The organism is Sphingomonas sp. S2M10, from assembly GCF_012650175.1.
Classification (GTDB): Bacteria; Pseudomonadota; Alphaproteobacteria; order Sphingomonadales; family Sphingomonadaceae; genus Sphingomonas.
Genome location: NZ_JAAILI010000024.1, coordinates 1 through 16,608, shown reverse-complemented (window position 1 = coordinate 16,608; position 16,608 = coordinate 1). Strand labels below are relative to the sequence as shown.

The following is a 16,608-nucleotide window of genomic DNA, read 5'->3' as shown; positions in this document are numbered from 1 at the left end:
CAATACCGTGCGTCCGCATAGCAGTCTTGGCGGGTTGGCACCCGCCGAGTTTACGAACCGCCCCCGCCAAGGGCATATGGACACCGAAGCTAAGTTATCAACGGCCTGAAAATGGGGAGCAGGTCACAGACCTTCGACGTGTCCTTTGTTGGCTCCGGCAGCGCCATCGAACGCAGTACAGATTTCCGCCAGCTGTCGGGCACGGGCGCGGTAAGATAATAGGTGTTAGGGTCGATCGTAACGCCGGTGCCCAGTGTCGCCGCCGCAAAGAGATTGGTGTTGCTCAGAGCATAGGCGACAACATTGCTGCTGTAGCTATGTCCTGAGATTCCGACCTTAGCTGGGTCTATGACGCCGGACCTCGACAGAAGATTGATGGCAGAGCGATAGGACTCGATGGAAGCCTTGTGGACCCCAAGGAGGATTTCGTGCCCGTCCGGACCACGCTCGGCAATATTCTCGCTTCGCGTGTTAACGCAGAGCGTAGCTATCCCTCGCTGCACAAGGATATGCTCGGGAACCACGCTTCCCGTTCCCCCCTGCAGGAAGCCGCGGCAACGATAGGTTGTTATGACCAGAGGATGCCGTGTCGAGGCACCTTTCGGGCGCATGAGCACTCCATTGGCAGGCCTTCCACTTTCATCTGTCCAGGAGAGCAACTCCGCGGCGGCAAAAGCCTTGCGTGCCAGCGATCGATTTGGATCGGAAAGCGTCACGCGCTCGCCGGTTTCCATGTCGATGCGCACCAGTTCGGGCGGCTGGGTTGGACCCGCCTCGACACAAGCCAGGTATCTGCCGCTTCGACGGCACGGAGATCCAGCGTACGAAGATCCACCGTCCAGCGCCGTTCGGTGATCGTAGATCGTCCGACTGCGGCCGGTGAGAGGGTTCCAGCCGTAGAGAACGGAACGACCGGCCTCGTCAGCCTCATAAAGCACAACTATCTCGCCGTTCGATTCGTTTGGGACGACCTGTCGGAGGGCGTAAGAAAATCCGACGCAGAACACTTCGCGGCAGGGGCTTTTGACTCCGGCCTCGGAGGTAGCCGTGAGCTCGTATTTGGGAACGGGCAGGAGCTTGGACATCGCCCCGACTGTTTCGAGTGAAACGGCAGTCCGTTGAGAAGCCAACTTGAAACCGAGGCCCGTCTCCGCACTCAGGCTCGTGTAAACTGACCTTTGGTCGACGGACGCTTTGGCGGGTCGGTCTTGGACAGGATCACGGCCCGGGATCGCAACCGATTTGGTCGCAAGTGCGCCGGAGTGGCCGGGCAGCACTTCTGACGGACCGCTTCTCCGCAAAGAGGCCATGGAGCCGCCTATGCGGAAGTTGTTGATCAGCGGAAGGCCGTCGGTGACCAGTGTCCGGTCGAGATGAATGCCCATTCTTTGTTCAAGAATGGCGGCGTTCGCAATGGCCTCTCGCGTGTTGCGTGTCTTGTAGGAGATGGTCTTTCCATCGTCCGAGATGGAGAAGCTGACTACGTCGGCCGGATCTTCGGTGACGGTTCGATCGGCGCCTTGGGGCCCGAGCCGGTGGACTTGTATGCCATGGCGTCCCGCCTGCCTCACATACAGCGTCGTAGACCCAGGATCCCACTGCGCGTCACCATTCTCGATGAAATCGAACAGGGGTACCCACATAGGTTCGGTGGGAGAACCGAGCGCCACCGGAGCAGCCGGCTCTCCCATGGGGACCCAGTACCATTGCGCTGTCGTGCTATTCCGGGCGACGGAACGCTCGATCACACGAAAGGCTAGCCGCTGTCCGTCCGGCGAGAGGACAAGACTGTCGATCGAACGTGCCTCAACGATATCTGTCAGCGTCGGCGCGTTACCACTCTGGGCGGCAACTTCCGGCGCTCCGACCGCGCCACAGGCGATGAGACCGGCCACTGCCACCGCCCGCAGGCGACCTACCGAGGATAAAGTCCGTCTGCGCATGGCGCAACTCTTCGTTGGCATCGCGCTTACCAGGACTTGGATAGACTGAAAGCGACGACCCGGCCCAAAGGGGAGTAATTCGTGGAGTCGTACGGGCTCTCCGCGACAAGCGATTGCTGCACAATCGTGTCCGGCTTGACGTTAAACAGGTTCTGAATGGTGACGGAGACGGTGAGGCCTCTCAGAAGACGCGGGCCGCGGGTGAAAGAATGGCGACCCGAGATATCGACCGTCGTCATGCCCTCGACCCGATTGGTAGGAACGACCCTCGTATCTTCGACGCCCGAAATGTAATTTGCGTATGCCGCAAGGGTAGATGGCCCGGCCCGCCAGACCGCGCCGGCTCTGGCTCGAAGATGCGGTGGGTTGAAGACCACCCCGGCCAGAGGCAGCTCGGGCTGTAGGGCGCTTAGCCTTCTTTTGCTGTCTAAGTAGCTCCCTGCCAGCGAAAGCGTCACCGTACTGTCGTCAGCTAAAGAGAAGCGGTACGTCCCGCTAACATCGACGCCGCTAAGGGTCTGACTCGCAACGTTCAAATTTTGGTTGTGAATGATCGCAACGACCTTCGAGGGATCGAACGGCGTCGGCGTCGTATTTACGGGTGTGCCGCCCGCCAGCACGTCCGCGATATCCGACGCGCTGGGACTGAAGGTAATCAGATCTGCATAGGCGGGATTTGACAACGCTCTCGCGGCCTGTCCGACTGGCGCGACGATCCGGCTGGAGTAATCGATATCAAAGTAGGTGGCCTCTAGGTGAAGCCCGGGAAGCCAAGACGGATCGAGCGCGACGGACGTCGACCAGGTCGACGCTTTCTCAGGTTTCAGGTCGGGGCTCCCACCTTGGAGAAGCAGGACCGTTGATCCAGACGGATAGTTGGATCCTCCTCGGCTCGCTGCCGTGAACAAGGCGACGACCTTGGACTGATACTGCTGGAACAGTGTTGGCGTTCGGAATGACCGTCCCCATGTACCGCGCACCTCAAAACCCGACGTTGGCGAGTAGACCAATCCAAGCTTTGGCGTTGCAACACCGTCGCCTTGCGACGGTTTCTCGAAGCGAACGGCGGCCGTGACAGTAAGGCGCCGCACCAGCGGTATGCCGACGTCCGGAGCGATCAGCGGAAGACTGAGCTCCCCAAAGCCATACGAAATTTCCTGCGAGGCGTGGATCTTTTGCCGTGTTTCTTGGAAATGGTTGGCTCGATAGCCTGCTCCGATCGCAACTTTCGCGTCGCCCCCGGGTAATGTGAAGAGCGGGCCATCAGCGTTGATCTCAACCGTGCCCGCGGTGTTGCAATAGCAGATGTAAGTGCCAGCTCTAAGGCTACCGTTCAGAAACTGTTCTTGGTTGAAACGGCTATGGTCCTGCGCGTAGCTGCCCGACAGGGTCGCTTGCCAACGGTTTGGCATTTTAAGCTCGAGGCTCGGAGCAATCGCGAAGGCTTCGGTGTCTGTCGCAATGTGGATGCCGTTTAGCAGATAGTCTGCTCGGCTATCTACCGGCGAATATCGATCGCTCCAGCGCTTGTTATAAAGGCCATCAACGCGAAAATTCAGATTGCTCGTGATACTGAGGTGGCCGCTTACCGCAGCATTATGATGCTTGAGAGAGGGATAGAGCGTCAGTCCCGGAGAGGGCGCTTTGGCGTAACTCCGGTCGCGGCCATAAATCGCCGTGCTGCGTTCGAACTCATACGCGACCATGAAACCCCCGGAGGCCCAGGTGGCTCCCGCGAGAACGCCATATTGCTGGGTCTCGGCACCGCCGTCTGTCGACCCACTCAGCTTCACGTCGGTGAGAAGGCCATCATAGTCCGGTCTCAGAATGACATTGGCAACGCCCGCTACAGCATCAGAGCCATAAAGCGCGGAGGATCCATCGGGGACAATCTCGATCCGTTCGATCGCACTGAAAGGGATCGAAGAGACGTCGATCGCTTGGTATTGTGCGTTATAGGCTATCCGGTGTCCGTTGAGGAGCGTGAGAGTCGCGTCCGGTCCAGCGCCACGTAAATTGAAACTGGTCGCAGAACTTGTGTTGTTGCTACCTCCGACACCCTGACCGACACCCGGATTCTGACCGCCAGTGAAATTCTGTGGAATCGCGGCCAGAACATCCGTGATATTTCGCTGGCCTGCAGACTCGATTTCGTCTCGCGAGATCGAGATGACCGGCGAGGCCGACTGCGCGCCGCGGATGCGCGACCCTGTAACAAGGATCTCGCTCTGTGCTGCCGGGTCGTTCGCTACCTCGCCCGGCGCCTCCGATCGCCCCCGGATGAGGACAACATCCTTCCGGAATTCCGCCGTCAGGCCGCTGCCCTCGAGCAATGCACGCACTGCGTCGTCCGGCGTGTAAGTTCCGCGGAGGCGAGGGGCATTTTTGCCCTCGACCGCCTCCGCGGTGAAGATGACCTCACGACCCGAGAGGCGACTTACAGTCCGTAGCGCGTCACCAAGGTTCTGGGCCTCGACGTTATATTCACGTCGTTGACCTTCCTGTGCTCTGACCGGCGTGGCGATCGCCAATGCAGTGATCGCCGCAGCAGCAAGCAGTCGAATTCGAACCCCGTCCCGCACAAATCCCATGATTTTCCCCCTTCTCGATCTCGCCATTTTGGCGAGGGTTTGAGGGGGATATCGCCGCAAGGGCGCGAACTACGGGGTCGTCCCTACAATATCTTTCACCCGATTGTCATTGAGACCGGAGCACAATTTCATCACTGTGGCTCCGATCGATCTCCAGATCGAACAAGGTTGCCAGGCGCTCTGCGACGCGCTCGGGGTCATCGATCCGGAAACGCCCGGATACCTTTAGGGCGCCGATGGCAGGGTCGGCAGCCCTGATCAGCAACCCCGATCCCTTGTTGGTCTCGGCGATCACAGCGGACAATGGTGCCATGCTGTACTCCCTGGCCGCGAGAGCGGCCGGTGCTGGCTCGGGTGCCGTCGCGCCGGAAGTCTTCGTTGACGCGCCAAGATCAGGCACGCCGGTTTCTCCGAAACTGAACTCTTCCCCGGGTGCCAGACGGGCCACCGCGGGCTTGGCGTCGCGGGAGGTCGCCGGTCGAACGACGTCGACCGCGCCCCGAAGCAGGCGCACTGTCACGGCATCGCTCTTGCCGACGATCACATCGAATATCGTGCCTCGCGCCGTTACGCTGCCGCCGCCAGCGAAGACGACGAACGGACGGGACTCGTGAGCCACATCGAACCGGGCCCGGCCGCGCTTGAGGCTTAGCTCGCGTCGCTCGGTCCCTAAGGCTGCCAGGAGCTGGCTGTCCGGATCAAGCGTCACCTTCGATCCATCGGCCAAGGTGAAACTGCGACGTTCTCCGACCCGCGTCGCCAGCGCGATGCCGGGGCGGAGTGTAGGTGCTTGCTCCGCGGCGATCTCGGGTGCGTATCCGAACGCGTCGATTAGCGCGTCGCGCTTGATCCAGGCTCCGGTGCCGACGGTGACGACCACCAGCGCCAGCCACACGAAGCCTTTCCACCATGACGACCCGCCGTAAGCCGACGCACGTGCCTCGCTGGCTTCGGCGTTGGGCGACTCCGCCAGGAATTTGCCCAATGCGAAAATCTCGCCGGCGCGATTATAGGCACCAAGATGTGCCGCTCCGCGCGCGAGCCAGGCATCGAATTGCGCGCGGTGCATTTCGGCGTCCGGACCGCGCATCCGCGCGAACCAGAAGGAGCCTTCCTCAAGTAACTGATCCTGCCGGGGAGCCTCGCTCGGCACGTGCTTGTCATCCATCGGCGTCAAAGCTCTTGCTGATCCGGATGAGTGCCTGAGCCATATGCCATTCCACTGTGCGGATGCTGATGCCGAGCAGTTCGGCGATCAACTTATATTCCAGTTCCTCTGCACGATGCAGCATATACACCTCATGTGTCCTCGGTGGCAGAGTGTCGACCGCGGCGCGATATCGCTCTCGCATCTGATTTATTTCGGCAGCCGTCTCGGGAGAGAGCGCCTCCGGACCAGGCGCAGTCTCGAGCATACGCCGGATACTTCGCGCTCGCGCCCACTTCCGGACACGGTCCGCCAACAGATGGCGGACGATCCCGTGAAGGTACGCGCCAGGGTTCTGCGACGCGGCGCCCGACCTCGCCGAGGCAAGGCGCGCGAATGCCTCCTGGACGAGGTCGTCTCGCTCATCCTCTATCCAGACCTTGCGACCGAGGAGGCGTCTGAGGCGAGGGGCCTCCGTGCGGTAAACCGCCTCGAGCTGCACGCGATCGATTCCTTCCGGCTCGGGGGAGCGTTTGTCTGCGCCATCTCCCGGTCGCCCCGTTTCGTCAAACAAGGTTATTCAGCAGCGCCGGGCGAGCGGCGTCACTATGGATTGTCGGTAAAAAGGGCACAGTGGATCCATCCAGACGGGCTGGCGTAGTTGGTCCAAAGCGCGCGCCAAACCACCATGGATCAGCGCTTCTAGATAATTGGTCAGGTCTACCCTGCAGTTGGCGACCAGCCTCGCTGCCATCTGCATCGCAAATGTGTATTAACTCCGTTTTGGATGCAAGTCTTTGATCCAGAGCCGTGTCTTGCGTCGCACGAGTTGCTGAATGGGACTCAAGGCGGATCGCTGTTCAGTTCGGTTTCGCCCAGCAACTCGAGCAAGGCGTCGAAATATGCATCGAGTTGCTGCCTGCCGTTGGGCGACAGATCTACGTTCACGCGGCGCTGATCTCTCGGATCGGGAATCCGCATGAGCTGATCCCGCTCGACCAGTCGGTTAATCATTCTTAGCGCGGTTCGCGCCGGGGCCTTTGACGCGGCACAAAGGTTGCTGAGCGACCTCGGTTGCCGGATCTCGCTCACATAGAGGTCGAACAGCATGTTCAGCGCCGGCATGGAGAACAGATCTTCGCCGAACCGAGCGCTGAGCAGGCAGTGTGCCCGAGCCGCCCAGCGAACCATGGCGCGCCGGTCTAACGTTGGGCCAACGCCGTGGAGCTCGTTTACCACGGCTCACATTCCCCCGGACAGGCGCAGCCCCGCCGGCAACAGTCCGGCATGGAACTGCTCGATCAGCGCCTCCTGATCGGGCCTCAGGGCATCGACCGCCCCGAGTGCGCCGGTCGGTGGTCCGCCCAGCAGGGTCGATGGACAGCGACCCTCGAAGGTCCCGAGGTTGGGGCGGTGCGCCCGGTACCCCGCCAGCTCGGCCAGAGGGGCAGGGAAGGTGCGGGCGACCTCCGGGGGGTAGGCAAGCCAAGGCAACTCGTACGGCTTCAGCCAGCCCAGGCTGTAACTGACGATCATGCCGCGCCTCGACGCCATGGTCCGGTTCGCGCCGCCGCCATGGAGCGTAGACCCGAGGAACAGCAAGGCGGCCCCTGGCTCCATTTCGGCAGCGACGGCTTCCGCCGGGTCGATCAGGATCTCGTCCTGCCGCAGATGGCTTCCAGGCCAGACGCGCGTCGCCCCATTGGCGGCCGTATACGGCGTGAACGGCCACATCACATTGACCAGATATTCGACACCGGATGTGCGGACGGGCCACATGTCCTGGTCGCGGTGCGGAGGTTGGACCAGCCCGCCGGGGAGGACCTCGATCGCCTGTGTCAGGTTGAGCTGGATGCTGTCGCACGCGGGGCCGAGGATATTCTCGACGATCCCCAGGACAAGCTCGTTCCGAACGAACCCGTCCATGTGCAAAGAGCGCCGTAGCAACCCATGAAAGCGTTTTGTCCATTCGCCGTAAAATGGTCCGGTTGCGTGCGGAGTCCTTTCGAACTCGGGGTTCATGTCGGCAGCCAGGGCGGCGACCGCAGCCGGCGGGGCCGCATCAGGAATGATGCAGTACCCATCTGCGGACAGAGCCTCCACCCAGCGCGCGATGTCGGCATTCCTCCGGCCGAGGATTGGCTCGATGAGCATCGCCGCCTCCTTACGCCGCGAGCGGCGTCGCGCCGCCGCCAAGCTGCAGACGAACGGGCGCATAGCTGCCGGCTTCGCGGAGTTGCTCTATGGTCCGGGCGGAAATGTGGATCTGCAACGCACCGGTGGTAGCGCCGGCGATCAGCTGGGGCTCGCCCAGCGGCTCGCAGTTCCAGCCAAGCGACAGAATTTGGGAGAGCCATCCAGAATCCGCCACGCAGACAAAGCGCGAGATGCCATGGAGAAGGGCATACTGCACCGTCGCCGTTGTGAGCCGATTGCGAACGCGAAGCCGCTCGGCAGCGCGAAGGCGGGGTGAGAGACAGCCGCGGGTGATTTCCCAGACGTCAGGCCCGGTCGGGCTTGGACCGTCGGAGAGGTGCGGGAAGAGCGATCCGAGAATATGCGGCCGATCAGTTGGCAGCAGTCGGATCGAGCCATAGTGCGTCCCGTCGTCGCCGGCGCTGATCAGATAGACGGCGTGCTCGCTGTCGAACTGATCGACTTCGAACTGCCCGTCGATCACGGGCACCTCCCACCGCCGCAAGTCGACAAAGACGCGCTTGCGATCACGGTGCATATTGTCGAGCGCCGCCGACGCGCCGGGACCGCGATGCCCCGGGAAATACTGGATCATTGAGCTTCTCCCGCTGTTTAGCGGAAGGACAGCTCGCTCATAAACGCGACGGTCGCCACAGACTGATCAGAGGGTTGTCAGCGTCCGAACACCTCCGAATAGGAGATCTGCCCGTCGAACAGGGCGCGTGCCACCAGCAACGGACGCTGGGCATTTCCATAGGCGCGGCGGACATTCTCGACATGCCCATGCGCGGTCGTCGCGGCGATACCCAGGAGCGTACCGATCTCCGGGTCGCCCTTGCCACGTGCGACGAGCACCAGGGAATCGCGCTGCCGGTCAGTCAGCTGGGGCACATTCGGCGGTCCGTCGGAACCGCCGCGTCGCGAGCGCATGATTCGACGCGCGCACTCGAACGCGTAGGTTCCGATCATGTTTGCGAGGGGGAGCGCATTTGCCCGAAGACCATCCAGCGAGTCCGCACCGAACGAGCAGGTGCCGCGATATTCGCCGGGGACATGGACCGGAATCGTGTAGCCTTCGCTCAGGCCATAAGGACGCGCGGCTTCAAGAACCGCCTTCTGGGCCTTGGTCAATCGGATCATATCAGGAATGTCCGACCACAAAAAACCCATCGCAGTCTTCGTGCTCGCTTGATGCACAGGGTCATAGACAAAATAGCCATCACCGAGCGATCGCTCGATCCACGCGGGATCATAGTTGGTGACGCGAATGGCATCTTGTGGAGGGCCGCTCAGGTCAACATGGTGACCCATGGCAAATTTCCTAAAGCCGAGCTCGTGCGCGCAGCGGTCTAGATGATTATGTAGATCAGCCTCGTCTTTGGCGAGGAGGAAGCCGCTAATCATCCCATTGAAATCGAATTGGTCTGCCATCTGTCTACTCCGTACTGGAGCGACAAGAATCCGCTTAATCAGCGTCAGTTATTGTAATATCTTGCGCCCAAACAGTGGCGCCTGATATATGTTCATTTTGGATGAATTCTCTCGAAAGCATCTTCTGCTGAAGAATGCAGGCCAACGTGCCTGCTACTTGACCCGATCTAAGGTCACACTGAGACGAGCAAGCATCGCGTCGCAACGACAACCACTCGGTAACGGGCCCCGCTACGATGATCGCTCGCGTCGGGAATTGTCGACAGCGCTTCCGGGGCCAACCGCATCCTATCGGATGAACGATGGCTGCGCTGGCCTCCCTCGATGACATGCCGAGCCTTGGCGAAGATCTTTGAGTTCTCATCACTCCTTTGCAGCGCGTGCCTTCTTCGAGGGCCTGACGTAAACGGGCCACGCGCCCGTCGCATCGAACGTTTCAGCCCGCGATCTGAGAAACGCCTTCGTCGCGGGGAGAATCAGCGCTTGCGCGTCTTCGAGCGTCATGATCGATTTTGGGACCTGCCAGCGTTTCTCGCCATGGCGCGCCAGCGGGCCGAGAATAGTCGCGTTGTTCGCGGTGCCCGTGAACGCCTTGACCACCTCAGCATCCTGACCGGTGACAGCGGCAACCCGTTTCTCGTTCCAGCCCTCGGATTCCATCCAGTCCAACAGGGCATAGAGGGTGCGATAATCGGGACCATTGAAGCCGAGATGCTTGAGCACGCCCAGGGCGATCGGATCCTGCCGCGCCTGCAAGATCATATTTTCGGGGTTGTAGCGGTCATGCGTTATGATCTTGGTGCCGACCGGGAAGGTCGATAGCGGATCGAATGGCTCGACCAGCACATTTCCGAGACCTGGCCCGTCCCGTCTGACATGATCCCTCAGATTGATGATCTCGCCGAGCGCAAAGGGTTCGTAGGCGCTTACCCGGGGACCGACCCCAAGCATCATCGCGCCGTCGAGGACCGCCTTCAGTGCGGTTGCCCGATCGGTGAGATCGTACATGTCGCGGGCACGGTTGAAATGCGGCGACGCGAACGTGAATTCGATCGAGACGTGGCCCGGCTCGTTCTTCCAGAGATAGATGTCGTCGCTGTGCCACTGCTCGGCCAAGTCGGACATGTAGTTGCGAACCGAGTGGAAAATGAAACCCCAGCGCATGGGGAGGCCATCATTCATCCGCCTGTTTCCTTTCGGGCAATGTGCACGCTGGGGACATCAGCTTCCGAGGTCACCGCTTCGATTTCCCTTGGCATTGTTCGGTTCTCGCAGACAGTCCAGTCGAGGCCTGCTGCACGCATCGCCGGTAAGAGGGCCCAATCGACTAGTACCGGTTCCGGATTGATTTCTGGTCTGGGACATGGCGCCAATGGCCAGGCAATACTATTCTCCTCGCCGTGGATCGGGACGAGGATGCCAGGGCCTTCATGATCGCCCGCGAGTTGATCGCGCAGCATGGCGATGCGGTGGGCGCCTTCCTTCAGGCCAGGATCGACGAGTCCATGGCCGCCGGAGACCTGGAGCAGTTTTCGGACTGGTTTATCATTCGCAACGCCGTCGCACTCACACTGAGTTCCGGCACGACCCTCCAGTAAGCTTTGTCCTCTTCCCCCGCTGGGCCGTGGCCCGCGCGCCGATCCAAAGACAACCCAAGGCGGCACCTCGGCGCGCCGCACCGCGCCGCAGTCAATCGTCATGACGAAGAAGGGAGGGGGGTAAGTCGGTCGGATATTCTCTTCAGCAGGGTGGACCGATCACATGTCTGCATTCGCACAGAACCTCGAACTCGAGGTGGCCGCTTCCGACCTGGTCACGCGTCTCGGCGGCATCTGGCGGCCAAATGGCGGGATGTGTCGCTGTCCAGCGCATGCCGATCGCACGCCCAGTCTCTCGGTGCGTGTCGGAGACCGCAGCCTGCTGTTCAAATGCTTCGCCGGATGCACCGGCGTGGAGATCCTGCGCGCTATCCGACGGCTGAATTTCGACGTGCCGGTCGGCGCTGCGGCCAGTTCGACTGCGGCGTCCGATCGCGACATGGTCATGGCCGAGCGGGCGCGCGCTCTTTGGAATGAGGCTCGACCCATAGAGGGTACGCCGGCGGCTGCCTATCTCGCCAGCCGTGGAATCCTCAACCTGTCGCCCGCCTTGCGTTTCCACCCTCGCGCACCTCTGGGCCGAGAGCGGGCCGTTCGCTTCCGCCCGGCGCTTGTTGCTGCCATTCAGGAGCGATCCCTGGTGGTCGCCGTCCAGCGGATGTTCCTCGATCCTCAACGGCCCATGCTGGCGTCCGATTTATCGAAACCGAAGCTCGCGCTGGGTCGGCCGCTCTCCGGCTCAGTCCGGCTCCACCCGGTCGGCAACTGCCTCGGGATCGCCGAGGGTGTCGAGACGGCGGAGTCCGCTGCTCTCCTGCTCGGCATCCCGGTCTGGGCGACGCTCGGCGCCGAGCGTCTAGCACGCATCGCCATTCCCGACTTCGTGCAGCGGCTCATCCTTCTGCCCGACAACGATCCGGCGGGCCGCCTTGCCGAGCAGCAGGCCAGGATTGCCTATGCGCGTGCCGGTCGCACGATCGATACCTTATGGCCCTGGCATGGGCTGAACGATTGGAACCGCGTCCTCCTGATGGAGGGGAAGGGGGTGGGGGATCGGGTGCGGTTAGCGGCCTGATGGTCAGGCGGCTCCGCCGATGGAGTGAACCCGATGAACCCGAACATCATTTACGTCCGTGCGCTCGACTGCTCCAAGTCGCCGCACAATGTCCGCACCCAAAGCGACGCGGATGCCGACGCCGAGCTCGAAGCCAATATCGGCGAGAGCGGCATCGTCCTTCAGAACCTGATCGGCGTCGCAGTGCCCCGCAAGAAGGGGCATTTCAGCATCTTCGGCGGCGGACGCCGTCTCGAGCGGATCCACAATCTGATCGCCAAGGGCGTTTTCGGCGAGGATTTCATGGTGCCGGTCCTGCCGGTGAAGAACGCCCGCGATGCGATCGAGATGAGCATGGCCGAGAATTACTTCAATCTCGCGATGAACCCCGCCGACGAATGCCGCGGCTTCCAGGCGATCATCGAGCGTGAGAAGAAGACCCCGGCGGATGTCGCCAAGCGGTTCGGCAAGACCGAACGCTTCGTCCTCGGGCGTTTGCGTCTCGCCGATCTCGCCGAACCGGTCTTCGATGCGCTGCGGACCGGCGAGATCACGATCGACGTTGCCACCGCCTACGCCCACACCAGCGACACCGATCGCCAGGCCAAGGTGTTCGCCCAGATGTCGCAGGGCTATTACCGGCATAATGCCAACGAGATCCGTCGGGCGGTCGAAAGCGGCTCCTACAAGGGCGGCGATCCCAAGGCGATGCTGATTGGCCGCGACGCCTATCTTGCCGCCGGCGGCGGCATCGATGCCGACCTATATACCGATGCGTCCACCGAACTCTGGCGGGACGGCGATATCGTGGACAAGCTCGTCGATGAGGTCCTTGCCAGATCGGCCGCGGCGCTTCGCGAGCGCGAGGGTTTCGCGGAAGTTCGCACCGTGTCGGCGACCAGCATTCCTTATTCGGAGACCTTCCGGCTCGCCCGTCTCGACGGCGAACCAGTGCCGCTCGCGCCCGAGGCAGAAGCGCGCCAGGTGGAGATCGAGGCCGAACTCGCCGAGATCGAACGGGTCGCCGAAGAGGCCGATGGTTATACCGAGGAACAGGAAGCTCGGATCGAGACGCTCGAGGAAGAGATCGGCGCTATCCTCGATACCGGCGTGATGCTCTCGGACGATCAGAAGTGCTCGGCGATCGCCTATCTCATGATCGGACAGGACGGCGAGCCTCGGCTCTACGAGCAGCTTTTCGTCGCTGCTTCGGAAGACCCCGACGAAGTCGACGAAGGCGAGGACGTTGATGGCGACGAGGACCCGGACCCGGATGCAGCGGACCTCGATCAAGAGACCGCCGACGCACCCCAGGGCGAGACCTACAGCCAGAAGCTCAAGGACGAGCTGGCGATGATGAAGACCGAGTTGCTTGCGCTGCACGTCGCCAGCGACCCGCATTTCGCCCTCGACCTTGGCACCTTCATCATGGTCGACGATGCGTGCCACATGGGCTGGAGCGGGATGCCGAGCGAACTGCGGGCCAAGGCGCCCTCGCCGCGGGTGTCCGGCTTCAAAAGCGAGACGCCCGCCGCCCAGGCCTTGGCGAAGCTGGACGAGGCGCTCGATCGCAGCTGGCTCGATCACAAGGATATCGAGGAACGCTACGATGCCTTCTGCGCACTCGACGATGCCGCTCGCGCCGCATGGCTGGGCTGGGCGGTCGCCCGCACCCTGCACGCGGTTCCCGATGGCATGACCGGCAGCGGCTTCCTCAACCATCTCGGCGCGAAGCTTCGGATCGACGTGAAGGCCTGGTGGCGGCCGACCGCGCGCAACTTCTTCGATCGCATTACCAAACCGGCGATCCTGGGGCTGTTCGACGCCATTGGCGGCTCCGAGCTGAAGTCCCGCTACGCCGCCTCGCGCAAGTTCGATCTCGCGGCGTCGGCGGAGAAGCTGTTCGCTGGGCAGATCATCGCCGAGGCCGAAGCCAAGGAGCGCGCGGTCGCGTGGCTGCCGGGTCCGATGCGGTTCGCGGCGGAAGATCCCGGAGACGCGAGCCTGTTCGAGGCTGCTGATGCTTCCGCCGATCCGGCCCAGCCCGAGCCGGTCGCCGAGCCGGAAACGGGACAGCGGGGCGAGGAAGTCGAGCAGGACCGGGAGGAACCCGTCGAATTGCCGGAAGCCGCCTGACCGCTGAGGATCGGGGCTGCGGCACCTGCTGCGGCCCCGTTTCGACCGATCGCGCCCCGCCGCGCCCGAACCCCTTCGCAAGGTGGAGGGAAGGGGGTGGCGGCGTCGGGGAGGGCCATGGGCTCTCGCTCAGCCTGCAGGAGTATCCTTTATGACCTATCCGCTTCTCGCCGCCTGCGCCGCGGCTACTGACCCATGCGCCAAGGCGGGCCAGCTCTTCCATATCGCCAGGATCCTCGCCGACCAGCTCTCCACCGGGGCGAGCGTTTCGCGCCAGTGTCTCAGATCGCTGATGCGCGCGCATGTCGGCGGGTCCGACGCTGCGGGCGACTGGTCGATGCGCGATGCCTATGAAGCGCTCGAAGCCGCCCAGACCATACTCGCGCTCGACCCGGTCGCCGGCCTTATCGACCATGATGATCCCGCCGCGGCGATGGCGGCTCGCGACCATCTGTCGCGGCGCCTGCCGACGCAGAGCTATCGCAGTGAGCGCCAGGTCGATCTTCAGCAATTCTCCAGCCCGCTCCAGCTGTCCTGGCTCGTGGCTTGTGCGGCTCGGATCACGCAGGCCGACGTCGTGCTCGAACCCTCGGCGGGGACGGGGATGCTCGCGGTTCATGCCCGCCAGATAGGTGCTCGGTTGCTGCTCAACGAGCGCGATCCGCTCCGGGCTGATATCCTCTCATCGCTCTTCGGCCAGCCGGTGACCCGCTACGATGCCGAATTCATCCACGACCTGCTCGACCCTGCGGACAGGCCGACGGTCGCGCTGATCAATCCGCCTTTCTCGCGCAGCGAGGCACGCGGCCGCGATCGCCACGCTGGCGCGCGTCATCTGCGGTCCGCGCTCCAGCGTCTTGGTCACCGCGGGCGATGTGTCGCGCTGATGTCGCCCGCTTTTGCCCGCGATGGCGCCGGGGCCAAGGGCTATGCGGCGGTCAGCGCCGTCGTACGCCCGCGCTTCGAGATCACGATCCACGGCCAGCCTTATGCCAAACACGGGACCGCGATCTCGATCCGGTTGCTGGTGTTCGACAAGAGCTGGACTGGCGAAACCGCGTGCCATGTCGCCGCCGATCTGGCTGAGGCGCTGCCACTCGTCCTGCAGGTTCCGCCCCGGCTCGATGACGGGGATCCGACGCCTCCGACACCCGCCATGCTTCCGCTCCCTGTCGCGCCGGTGCCTTCTGCGCCTCCGCGCAAGGGCGGCCTGTTTTCGCGGGTCGAACCGATGAAGACGATCGCGCCGCCGCTTGTCCCGACAATCGCGGGTGACCCCGAGCTTCTCGCTTATGACATCCTGGCGACGCCCCCAGCGAGCGGCGACCAGATCGGCATCTACGCGCCCTGGAGGCTGTCTCGTCTCGCCTTCGCCGCGCCGAATCCCCATCCCGATCAACTCGTCGAGTCAGTGGCGATGTCGTCCATCCTGCCGCCGGCGCCGACCTATCGGCCGATGTTGCCCCGGCGAGCCGTGTCCGCCTTGTCGGACGCCCAGCTTGAGACCGTAATCTACGCTGGCCAAGCCTTCGCCCGCGACTTGCCGGGGCGTCACCTGCCTAACCCCGCGGGCACGCTGCTCACGCCTGATACCGACGGCCGCAGCTACCGGATGGGATTCATGGTCGGCGACGGCACGGGTGTCGGCAAGGGCCAGCAGATCGCGGCCTGCATTCTCGATCGCTGGTGCCGCGGCCAGCGCCGGGCGGTGTGGATTTCGAAGAGCAGCGCCCTGATCGAAGATGCGCGCCGTGACTGGTCCGCACTTGGCGGGCTCGCGATCGACATCCAGCCGCTTGATGCCTTCCCGTTCGGCACCCCGATCACGATGGACACCGGCATCCTTTTCCTGACTTTTGCGACTCTCCGCTCACAGCGCGACGACGCCCAATCCCGCCTGCAGCAGATCCTCGCCTGGCTTGGCGAAGACTTTGATGGCGTCATCGCCTTCGACGAGGCCCATGAGCTCGCCAATGCCGCGGGCACCGACACCCAATACGGCACCCAGAAAGGGTCCGAGCAGGGTTTGGCCGGTGTCCGCCTCCAGAACCTGCTGCCGCGCGCGTGCGTCCTCTACAACAGCGCGACCGGCGCCACCGACCCGGCAAATCTCTGCTACACGAGTCGGCTCGGCCTGTGGGGGCAGGGCTCGGCGTTCGACACGCGAGAGGCGTTCATGGCGGCGCTCGGCAGCGGCGGGATCGCGGCGATGGAGATCGTCGCGCGCGACCTGAAAGCGCTCGGCCTCTACACCGCGCGGGCACTGACGTTCGCCGGCGTCGACTATGACCCGCTCGAACATCGGCTCACGCCCGAGCAGATCGCGATCTACGATGCCTATGCCGACGCCTGGTCGATCTTATGCGCAGCTGCGCATAAGATCGCTTATCGCGAGGTCGCGGTAATGCGCAGGAACGCGGCGTAGCCACCGAATTCCCGTGATAGTGGGCGCGGTTGCTGCGCATTATATTGGTTGCGAACCTCGGCGGTCCCTGGACCAGCTGAGGAGGCA

Annotated in this window: 13 protein-coding genes; 4 read left to right on the top strand and 9 right to left on the bottom strand. The window is 62.9% G+C overall.

What is annotated here, in order from left to right; all coding sequences use genetic code 11:
• Positions 1-89: 89 nt before the first annotated feature.
• The 9 genes from S2M10_RS06875 to S2M10_RS06835 all read right to left on the bottom strand — a co-directional run bounded on the left by S2M10_RS06875 (position 90) and on the right by S2M10_RS06835 (position 10,490).
• Positions 90-1,895, bottom strand: a complete 1,806-nt coding sequence (locus S2M10_RS06875; protein ID WP_168845457.1) for a hypothetical protein — start codon at positions 1,893-1,895, stop codon at positions 90-92.
• 74 nt (positions 1,896-1,969) lie between these two features.
• On the bottom strand, positions 1,970-4,534 hold the full coding sequence (locus S2M10_RS06870; protein WP_168845456.1) for a TonB-dependent receptor: 2,565 nt from the start codon (positions 4,532-4,534) through the stop codon (positions 1,970-1,972).
• A 106-nt stretch (positions 4,535-4,640) separates the two neighbouring features.
• Positions 4,641-5,702, bottom strand: coding sequence for a FecR domain-containing protein (locus S2M10_RS06865; RefSeq protein ID WP_168845455.1), 1,062 nt, complete (start codon positions 5,700-5,702; stop codon positions 4,641-4,643).
• Entirely contained in the window at positions 5,695-6,183 is a 489-nt protein-coding gene (locus S2M10_RS06860) for an RNA polymerase sigma factor (protein WP_293983986.1), read from the bottom strand. Before S2M10_RS06860 ends, S2M10_RS06865 begins: the two co-directional genes overlap by 8 nt.
• A 341-nt stretch (positions 6,184-6,524) precedes the next feature.
• Positions 6,525-6,872, bottom strand: a complete 348-nt coding sequence (locus S2M10_RS06855) for a winged helix DNA-binding protein (RefSeq protein WP_168845454.1) — start codon at positions 6,870-6,872, stop codon at positions 6,525-6,527.
• 51 nt (positions 6,873-6,923) lie between these two features.
• Positions 6,924-7,835 (bottom strand): phytanoyl-CoA dioxygenase family protein, encoded by a 912-nt coding sequence (locus tag S2M10_RS06850; protein WP_168845453.1) that lies wholly within the window; start codon positions 7,833-7,835, stop codon positions 6,924-6,926.
• Positions 7,836-7,845: 10 nt separating this feature from the next.
• Entirely contained in the window at positions 7,846-8,472 is a 627-nt protein-coding gene (locus S2M10_RS06845; RefSeq protein WP_168845452.1) for an acyl-homoserine-lactone synthase, read from the bottom strand.
• A gap of 77 nt (positions 8,473-8,549) precedes the next feature.
• Positions 8,550-9,308 carry an autoinducer binding domain-containing protein gene (locus S2M10_RS06840; RefSeq protein WP_168845451.1) on the bottom strand — a complete coding sequence of 253 codons (759 nt, stop codon included), beginning with the start codon at positions 9,306-9,308 and terminating at the stop codon, positions 8,550-8,552.
• Positions 9,309-9,671: 363 nt separating this feature from the next.
• A complete protein-coding gene (locus S2M10_RS06835) occupies positions 9,672-10,490 on the bottom strand; it encodes a hypothetical protein (RefSeq protein WP_168845450.1) in 819 nt (272 codons plus the stop codon).
• A 218-nt stretch (positions 10,491-10,708) separates the two neighbouring features.
• On the opposite strand from S2M10_RS06835, the gene S2M10_RS06830 reads away from it, so the two are divergent.
• The 4 genes from S2M10_RS06830 (at position 10,709) to S2M10_RS06815 (ending at position 16,521) form a co-directional block, all read left to right on the top strand.
• Complete coding sequence (locus tag S2M10_RS06830) at positions 10,709-10,906, top strand: hypothetical protein (protein ID WP_168845449.1); 198 nt, start codon at positions 10,709-10,711, stop codon at positions 10,904-10,906.
• A 163-nt stretch (positions 10,907-11,069) separates the two neighbouring features.
• Positions 11,070-11,981, top strand: a complete 912-nt coding sequence (locus S2M10_RS06825; RefSeq protein WP_168845448.1) for a toprim domain-containing protein — start codon at positions 11,070-11,072, stop codon at positions 11,979-11,981.
• Between the two features lie 33 nt (positions 11,982-12,014).
• On the top strand, positions 12,015-14,096 hold the full coding sequence (locus tag S2M10_RS06820; RefSeq protein WP_168845447.1) for a ParB/RepB/Spo0J family partition protein: 2,082 nt from the start codon (positions 12,015-12,017) through the stop codon (positions 14,094-14,096).
• 151 nt (positions 14,097-14,247) lie between these two features.
• Entirely contained in the window at positions 14,248-16,521 is a 2,274-nt protein-coding gene (locus S2M10_RS06815) for a strawberry notch-like NTP hydrolase domain-containing protein (RefSeq protein ID WP_168845446.1), read from the top strand.
• The last annotated feature ends 87 nt before the right edge of the window (positions 16,522-16,608 follow it).